The organism is Streptomyces sp. NPDC005576, from assembly GCF_042871745.1.
Lineage (GTDB): Bacteria > Actinomycetota > Actinomycetes > Streptomycetales > Streptomycetaceae > Streptomyces.
Map to the genome: position 1 here is coordinate 37,483 of NZ_JBIAJC010000029.1, position 8,123 is coordinate 45,605.

Annotated in this window: 7 protein-coding genes; 3 read left to right on the plus strand and 4 right to left on the minus strand. The window is 69.9% G+C overall.

Annotated elements, in window-relative coordinates; genetic code table 11:
• Positions 1–153: 153 nt before the first annotated feature.
• Positions 154–300, minus strand: a complete 147-nt coding sequence (locus ACFYPN_RS32410) for a hypothetical protein (protein WP_358765090.1) — start codon at positions 298–300, stop codon at positions 154–156.
• 174 nt (positions 301–474) lie between these two features.
• Here ACFYPN_RS32410 and ACFYPN_RS32415 point away from each other — a divergent pair, with 174 nt between their 5' ends.
• Positions 475–2,403, plus strand: a complete 1,929-nt coding sequence (locus tag ACFYPN_RS32415) for a hypothetical protein (protein WP_389303292.1) — start codon at positions 475–477, stop codon at positions 2,401–2,403.
• A 138-nt stretch (positions 2,404–2,541) separates the two neighbouring features.
• Here ACFYPN_RS32415 and ACFYPN_RS32420 read toward each other — a convergent pair whose 3' ends face one another.
• Positions 2,542–2,799 (minus strand): hypothetical protein, encoded by a 258-nt coding sequence (locus tag ACFYPN_RS32420; RefSeq protein ID WP_389303295.1) that lies wholly within the window; start codon positions 2,797–2,799, stop codon positions 2,542–2,544.
• Positions 2,800–3,071: 272 nt separating this feature from the next.
• Here ACFYPN_RS32420 and ACFYPN_RS32425 point away from each other — a divergent pair, with 272 nt between their 5' ends.
• Positions 3,072–4,484, plus strand: a complete 1,413-nt coding sequence (locus tag ACFYPN_RS32425) for an NPCBM/NEW2 domain-containing protein (RefSeq protein WP_389303298.1) — start codon at positions 3,072–3,074, stop codon at positions 4,482–4,484.
• A gap of 212 nt (positions 4,485–4,696) precedes the next feature.
• Here ACFYPN_RS32425 and ACFYPN_RS32430 read toward each other — a convergent pair whose 3' ends face one another.
• Together ACFYPN_RS32430 and ACFYPN_RS32435 are read right to left on the minus strand one after the other, a co-directional pair.
• Complete coding sequence (locus ACFYPN_RS32430) at positions 4,697–6,787, minus strand: amidohydrolase (protein WP_389303301.1); 2,091 nt, start codon at positions 6,785–6,787, stop codon at positions 4,697–4,699.
• Complete coding sequence (locus tag ACFYPN_RS32435; protein WP_389303302.1) at positions 6,766–7,251, minus strand: winged helix-turn-helix domain-containing protein; 486 nt, start codon at positions 7,249–7,251, stop codon at positions 6,766–6,768. Before ACFYPN_RS32435 ends, ACFYPN_RS32430 begins: the two co-directional genes overlap by 22 nt.
• Positions 7,252–7,649: 398 nt before the next feature.
• Here ACFYPN_RS32435 and ACFYPN_RS32440 point away from each other — a divergent pair, with 398 nt between their 5' ends.
• Positions 7,650–7,967, plus strand: coding sequence for a hypothetical protein (locus ACFYPN_RS32440; RefSeq protein WP_389303305.1), 318 nt, complete (start codon positions 7,650–7,652; stop codon positions 7,965–7,967).
• Positions 7,968–8,123 lie beyond the last annotated feature (156 nt).

The window sequence follows — 8,123 nt, forward strand, 5'->3', positions numbered from 1 at the left end:
CCCGGCCGCCCCCCCGGGGCGTTCCCCCCCCCCCCCGCCCCAACCCCCCCCCGCCCCCCCCCCCCCCCCCCCCCCCCCCGGCGGGCCCCCCCCCCCCCCCCCGCCCCCCCCCCCCCCGGGCTGGTCTGCAACGGCTGGGTGTTTCGTCAGCTACTACGGGGTGCGGTCGCGGTCGGCCGGCCGGTGTGTGCGGCGCTTGAGCCTGCCGAGGAGGTATCCGGCCGCTGCGGTGAGCAGGGTCGCGAACAGGTTGCCCAGGACGTCGTGGAGCAAGAAGTCGAACAACGGGGCGGCTTTCATGACAGGGTCCTCTCGGTGCCGAAGTTCCCGTCCAGCGGGGCGGGTTGAGAGGAACCATCCCGACTGGCTCGTTTGAACATCTGCCACTGGTCGAATATGTGCAGGTGGCAGCGGGTGAGGGCAGCGGACAACGCCGGACGGCGGCGGAAAAACATGAGGGACCGGGGGACAGTCATGGGCGGGCCGGGACGGCCGAGGAAGTTGAAGGGCGGCCCGAAGGCCAACGAGCTGGCCGAGTTCGTGGCCGGGCTGGGGGCCCGCGAGGGGTTGAAGACGGCCTCGTTCGCCGCACGGTTTCCCGGAAGCAGCACCGTGTGGGCGGAGTACCTGAACGGGTCGAAGATCATCCCCATCAAGACTCTGGGGCAGGTGGTTCAGGAGCTGTGCGGCACCGACGTCCGACTACGGGAGCAGATGCTTGTCCGTGCCCGGAAGCTGCACAGGGAAGCAACGGCGGAGGCTGCCCGACTGCCCGCCGCCGATCAGGAACCGCAGGTCGCGGCCCGCGAGCTGATCGACGTCCAGCAACACTTGGTGGAAACCAAAGACCGGCTCATCAAGGCGACGGAGTTCGCCGAAAGCGCCCGCGCCACCATCAACACACTGCTGATGATGGTGGCGCGGGCGGAGAACTCCTTCCGCCAGCTCACCACAGAACACGACCGCGGACAGGCACTGAAGCGCGCCGAGACCGAAGCCCGCCTGGACCGGGCCCGCCTCCGTCTCGAACGCACTGAAGCGGAACTCGAACGGGCACGTCAGCACCGCTACACCGCCGAACAGGCCCAGCAGGCCCTCATCATCGAAGCCGCCGAAGCCCGGCGCGACCTCGAAGAGCTGCGCCGCCGGGCCGCCGACCTCGGCCGCGACGTCGCGGACACCGACCGCCCGGAGCAAGTCCTGCTTCCCGCCGTACGGAAGGCGCCCGGTCCCGGCACCGACGAGGACTTCACGGACTTCGACGACGCGCTGGACCGCATCACCAGCGAGGGCGAGGACCGTGAGCGCGACCTGATCGACCTCGCCGAGCACACCGGCACGGCGGTGCCGGAACACCCCGCGGGAGGCCCGCAGATCATCTCCGGCACCGCCGTCCCCCCGCCCCGCCCCACCCCACAGCCCCCGGCCCGCGGCGACGAAAACCCGCCCAGTGCCGGCACCGCATCCCCGCCCAGCACCGCTCCCACTCCCGCAGGCACCGACGACCCGGCTCGCCCGGGCGCTTTCCGGACCATGACCGAGCACCGAGACCCCCCAGCCGGCTCTTCACCCGGCGCGGACCGCGCTTCAGTGACCGCCACTGCGCCATCCAGCCGCCCGCACCAGCGGAGCCCGGAACAGCCCCGCCGGCCAAGCTCCGCGCTACGTGCTGACCCCCCGTCAGGATTATCCCGGACAACCCGGAAAATCCCTCCTACCAGGGGAAAGAGAAACCCGACGGGACCGCTCGCAGCCGACCGCATCTACCTGGATCCCGCCGACACGTACGAAGCCGCGTTCGTCCGCGACCTCGCCGACCTGCTGCGCGAGGCCAGACTGCCCTTCGCGGCCCTCAGGGAACTGGCGCCGAGCGAGGCGGAGCTCAGCATCCTCCTGCGGGGCCGGCCGCCCTCGAAGTCCTTCATCGAGGCGCTCATCAAGATTGCCGCACCGGCGGAACTCACCACGTGGCAGGAGCTCTGGACCGCCACCAACCGGACGCCCAAGGCACCGCGCCCGCCTGACGCCGGGGTCCCCCGCACACCGCCCGACCCGTCCAACGGAACGGATTCGCGCGCAGCTCTGCTGACGGGCTGGGCCTGCGCCGTCCTGGGCGTCGTATTCGCCTACACCGTCACGGCCACGTTCACCGGGGGCCTCCAGGCCGATCCCGGCGCCGGCATCCTGAACCTGATCATCTACGCCGTCGCAGCCCTGCTCAGTCTGCTTGCCGCAGCGATCGTTCTGGTGGGGGCGATCCTGGCGAGACTCAAATCCGATGCCCCCTTCACCTTCTTCCTCATAGCGTTTGTGCTGGCACTGCCCGCCGGCCTGATCGTCCCGTGGTACGTGGCCTTCGGCGAGCCCTGGTATTGGATCGCCGACCACCTCGGTGTCATCTGACAGCGTCACGAGATGCGCCCCGGCGCGGGCGGGACGGTCGTGAAGAGGACGTTCCACAGGTTGCTCGGCGCGCGGACCAGCGCGACCTCACCACCTGGTGGCAGGGCAGGGCGGATCAGTCCCGGCCGCTGCCGGTGCCTACGGCTGATCATGCGGTAGGGCGGGCGGTGTGTTCCGCCGGCGCTGGGTGCGGCGGAGGTGTCGGTGTGCGCGGTGGTTGGTCCACCAGGTGAGGCGGTCGGGGGAGTCCTGTGGGAAGAGGTTCTGTACGGAGGTCGCGGCGAGGCTGAGGATGAGGCAGATGATGACGCCCCACCAGGGGGCGCCGGCCATGACGGTGGCGAGGCCGGACACCGCGGTGACGGAAGCGGGGACGAGGTTCGTGGAGACGGGCATCGCTCAGATCCCGCTTCCTGTGGTGTGGGCGCTACGCCCCGGCCGGGGGCGGGGGTGGTGGGTCATGGCGGGCCTCCTGCGGGCGGTGGGCACCTTGTGGGTGCGGGTTCACGCCAGGGACGGGGCCGAAACGGCACCGTGCCGTCTCAACCACCTGTGTGACGTGCTGAGTTGGCCCTACAGTGACCGGTGGGTCTGGTGGTGGGCGACCGCGCCGGAGGAACTGTTCCCGGTGCGGTCCGGCACCGGGAACCTGGTGAGGGGGAGCACAGGTGGCACACGGTCAGAACGACGACGGGGAAGGGATTCTCGCGCGTCGGCAGGCGCGCGAGGAGAAGGACCGGCTGAAGGCCGGGTTCGGCGCCCGGCTGAAGACCCTGCTGGACCTGACGGGCCTCTCCTCGCGCCAGTTCGCCGCCCGCTTCCCCGCGTACAAGGACTCCACCGTCCGCAAGTACACACTCGGCACGAACCTGCCGCCGTGGGACTTCCTGAACGACCTGCTCACCGAGGTCGCCCGGCGTACCGACGATCCCGCCGCTCCGCAGCGCCGCACCGAACTGTTCACCGCCTACCGCACCGTTCTGGTCGAGACCGGCGCCGACCTCCGCGGCAGCGATCAGAACTCCCTCCTGCTGCGCCTCCTGGACGGTGAGGAAGCACTGCACCGGCTTGGCATGGAGCTCGCGGAGGTCCGGGGGCGGGAGAACCAGCTCCGCATGGACCTGGAGGAGGAGACCCGCCGCGCCCCGGCCGCGCCCGGTACCGGCAGCGAGGAACGGCGGCGCCGGATCGAGGAGGAGAGCCGCGCGCTCGCGGCGCGCAGGGACGAGCTCGTTCACCGCCGCGGCGCTCTGGTCACCGAGTTGGACGACTGCCGGGCGCGCCTGGCGGTGATGGAGGCAGCCGACAGCTCCATCGACCTGGTGCCGGCGGCAACCGGGGCCGGTGCGGGAGCGCACCAGGCCCCGCCCCCGCCTCCCGGGCCGCCCACCACGCCCATGACACCGCCGAAGCAGGGCGGCCGACGCGGTCTTGCGCTGATCGGCGCCGCGGTCGCCGTTGTGCTCCTGGCGGGCGGCGGCGCCGCGGCCGGGATCTGGGCGACCGGCGGCAACGACGCGGACAACCGGGCCGCACCCCGGTCACCGGAGACGACTGCCCCGCCGGTCACGGAGCCGGCCACGCCCACCACCGCCGCCGCACCGTCGGCCTCCGCGCCGTCCAGCGCTGAACCGGGCACGGATGCCGAGCCGACCGCGGACGTCTCGGCGCCGTCCGAGTACGAGTCGTCCCCGGGCTCGGGGACGTCGCTCGTCAATGACCTGCCGGCGTTCGAGGACGACGGCTACCAGGCCGGCGCCCAGAAGGTGAACCTGCGCGAGTACCCCATCGCCCTGCGCGACGCCGACAGCTCTTGCACGACGGTCGCCACGTGGCAGCTGGATCGCACGTACAAGAGCCTGGTGGCCGGCATCGGCATCTCCGACGAGAGCGGCACCAACAGCAGCGCCGAGTTCACCATCTCCGTGGACGGACACGTACGGTTCCAGCGGACCATAGGGGTCGGGGAGAGCGCCCAGACCGCGATCGCGGACCTCACCGGCGCCTTCCGCGTCACCCTGACCGTCGACGACTGCGGCTCGGCCGACGCCGCGTGGCTCGACCCCGTCATCACCAAGTAGCACACCAGCCACCCCACCGACCCCAGCCCGCAGAGCCGCCAGACCGACCTGCAGCGGCTCGCGGGCGGCTGGCGCCCCCATGTTCCCTTCGGCCGTGAGCGGAGGAGCAGACGGCGAGGAAGTCGTCGGCGTGGGCGGTTCGGTGCCCGGTCCTCGCTGCCGTTGCTGTGGTCAGGGCACTGCCGGGGCACGCGGTGGGCCGTACGCGGTGCTCACGCCTGCCGAAGGGCGAGCCAGGTGAGGGCTGCGGTGGTCATGGCTTCGACGCCGTTGGTGATGGTGGGTTCGATCAGGGGTGCGAAGTGAGGCGAGTGGTTGGAGGGGATGTCATGGTCGGCCGTTCCGGCCTCCTGCGCCTTGCGGTAGGTGTCGGGGTCGGTGCCCCCGAAAATCCAGTAGCACATCGGTGCGCCGGAGGTGGTGGCGAAGATCCCGCAGTCCTCGCTGCCGGTGGCCTGGCCCGGGTCCAGGACGTGCTCCTCGCCGAAGTGTCGGCGGAACGCGGCGAGGGTGCGGGCAACGGCGTCCTCGTTGTTGACCAGAACGGGGAAGGTGCCGGTGGGCTCGATGTCCGGAGCGCGGGTGGCTCCGGCCGCCTGGGACTCGCCCTCGACGATCCGCTTGACGGCGGCCAGGACGGTGGCGCGTACCGGGTCGGTGAAGGTGCGGATGTTGAGCTTGAGTTCGGCGGTGTCGGGGATGATGTTGTCCTTGGTGCCGGCGTTGAGCGCGCCGACGGTCAGGACCGCGGTCTCGCCGCCGGCGATCTCGCGGGAGACCACGGTCTGCAGGCGCATGACGGTGGCCGCGGCCATGACGACGGGGTCGATGGCTGCCTCGGGGCGTGATCCGTGGGCGCCCTTGCCGTACAGGGTGATCTTGAGAGCGTCGGTGGCGGCGAACGCCGGGCCGGGGTGACAGCCGACCATGCCGGTGGGCAGGGGGGCGACGTGCTGGCCCAGGACGACATCCGGTGTCCCGATCCGGTCGAAGAGGCCGTCGTCGATCATGGCCTGGGCGCCGCCCCCGATCTCCTCGGCGGGCTGGAAGACCGCGGTGACCGTCCCGGACCAGTGGGCGCGGCCGGCGACCAGCAGGTCCAGTGCTCCAAGGAGGCAAGTGACGTGCATGTCGTGACCGCAGGCGTGCATGACGCCCTCGGCGGTGCTGGCGTAGGGCAGACCGGTCTGCTCCTGGACGGGCAGGGCGTCGAAGTCGGCACGCAGCAGGACGCGCGGGCCGGGGCCGTTGGCCAGGACCGCGGCCACCCCGGTGCCGCCGATCCCAGCTGTCACCTCCAAGTCCAGGTCGCGCAGCCGTTGGGTGATCACACCGGCAGTGCGGGTCTCGGCGAAGGACAGCTCCGGGTGGGCGTGCAGGTCCCGGTAGAGGTCCGCCAGGTCGTCCTGGGTCTGCGGCAGCCTCGCCAGCACCGCACTGAGAGTGCTGGGCTCCGGGGACCTGTCCGTATCGCTCATGACCTCATGATCAGTGGCCTTCCCGGACCTCGCCTGCCGGGTGGCCCGGCCGGAGGCCGAGGGAGAAGGATGGCGGCGGTCAGGATGCCCAAGGCAATGGCGGTAGACAGGCGTGCGTCGTGCGGACATGTGTACGTAAAAGGGGGTGCCGGGCGCCGGATCTGCACTATCGGTCGACGGGTTCGCCTTTCGCTGCTTACTGAGGTTTAACTCGTGGTGTCGTGAGTCGGATCTGATGGTCAGGCCGGTCTCGGCGAGGCAGCCGTCGATGAGGTTGCTGCGGTACTGGATGTGCCGTAGACCGCTCCGGACCGTGCGGATGAGGTGTTCTGGCGTGGAGAAGGCGACGTTGGAGAGCCAGCCGCGACGTAACAGGGACCAGATGCCTTCGACGGGGGTGAGGTCGGGGGCGTAGGGCGGCAGGTAGAGGATGGTCAGCCAGTCACGGGAGTCGGCGAACTCCCGTAGACCTGCGGCTTTGTGGACGTTGAGGTTGTCCCAGATGAGGATGATCGGGCCGCCGAGTTGTTGGTGGGCTGCGATCAGCAGGTCGCGGTAGTCGCGCCAGGAGAAGCTTTTGCGCCCCTCGCGGTTGCCGTCGTCCCGTCGCGGCCGGTAGATCAGCCGGGATCGGTGGCCGGGTTTGTAGCAGGTCAGTGCAGCGATGGATATCCGTCTGCGCGAACGCCCGCGGACGCGGACCACCGGGGTCCGGCCTCGCTGGGACCAGGTCTTGGCGTGCGACGGCGTCATGGAGAAGCCGGCTTCGTCCTCGAAGACCAGCCAGGCTCCACGGGCCGCCGCTAGCCTTCCGCGCGGGGCCACACCTCCTTGACCCACCCGGCCACCGCGTCGTCGTCCCGCTCCATGGCACGACGGGCCGGAACCTGGCAGGACCAGCCGTTACGCACCAACAGCTTGCGTACGCCCTGGATCGTGTACGTGAGGTGGAAGCGCCGTCCGATCACCGTCTTCACACGGGCCAGCGTCCAGCGCTGGTCCTCCCAGCCGTGCGCGGCCGGTCCCTGGGCTAGCTCCGACTCCAGCTGAGCGAACTGCTTCTCACTCAGTCGCGGCAGCGACGCGGGCCCCTGCGACCGCAAGGACCGCGGGCCGCCCTCGGCCCACGTGTGACGCCACCGCTGCACCGATCGGACACTGACCCGCAGATCCCTGGCGATCGCCGTACTGCCCTCGCCCCGAGCGAACCGCTCAGCCGCCTGCAGTCGTAACTCCTCGCGCTTGCACTGCCGTTCAGCGGTCAGCCCGCCACCCTGTGGATACCTCATCCTTCAGTGGTACCGCAGACAGACACCCCTCGTCAGCCCTTATGACTTCACGAGTTCAATCTCAGTAGTCACCCGGGTTTCCTATCACTGTGCGGCGGAGACGGACAGCGATTTTCGCAGGTCGGCACCTTGGCGCCCAGCCCGGCCGGTCTAAGCACCAACCGCCGTATCCGGCGGCGGGGTTCGACCCTGGTAAACCGGCCCGCAATCCGGTCCATCAGGCCCTCGAACGCTTCATGCCAGCGGGCCGGGTCTACGCTGTGACCTGCGGCCACCGTCTGATCTTCTATCTTCACAAGCCGATGATCACCGGTGGTCCTACTCGTTCCCGGACCAGCCCCCCCACCAGCAAGATCACCAAGTGGTCCGGGGCGCCAACCTTGGAGTTGACTCGGCCGATGGACATGTCCTCTCGGGAGATCCGCATCCCTCTCGACGAGGCAGTCGCAGTCCTGCAGGATCTGAACGAGTTCGTGGTGTCCCTCGACCGACTTGGCTCCCGCCAGGCATCCGGAACCGCTGACGAGCACACCGTCGGAACATTCATCGACGACTGGGATGTCGCCCGACGGTTGGCCCGCGCCCGACACGTCATCAGCGTCGCTCTGGATGCGCAGCTGAGCGAAGAAGACAACCTCGAGATCGACGCGCTGTGCGAGCAGGGCAACTTCTACACGGACAACGTCGGCTACACCTCTCCCAGCCAGTCCAGCTGATCCGGCAAGCGAATCAGGCCGGCCCCACCGGCCCACAAGATCACGATCTACGGCTGGAGTACTAAGAAGTCATCTCATTTGGCGAGCCTGCGGTAGCAGATGAGAGTGCAGGCGATGCTGGTGAAGGCCAGGAAGTGGTCGGCCTTGCGTTCGTAG

Excerpts from the sequence above, each read along its gene's own strand:
- ACFYPN_RS32410 (WP_358765090.1), bottom strand. The coding sequence starts at position 300 with ATGAAAGCCGCCCCGTTGTTCGACTTCTTGCTCCACGACGTCCTGGGC.
- ACFYPN_RS32415 (WP_389303292.1), top strand. The coding sequence starts at position 475 with ATGGGCGGGCCGGGACGGCCGAGGAAGTTGAAGGGCGGCCCGAAGGCC.
- ACFYPN_RS32420 (WP_389303295.1), bottom strand. The coding sequence starts at position 2,799 with ATGCCCGTCTCCACGAACCTCGTCCCCGCTTCCGTCACCGCGGTGTCC.
- ACFYPN_RS32435 (WP_389303302.1), bottom strand. The coding sequence starts at position 7,251 with ATGAGGTATCCACAGGGTGGCGGGCTGACCGCTGAACGGCAGTGCAAG.
- ACFYPN_RS32440 (WP_389303305.1), top strand. The coding sequence starts at position 7,650 with ATGGACATGTCCTCTCGGGAGATCCGCATCCCTCTCGACGAGGCAGTC.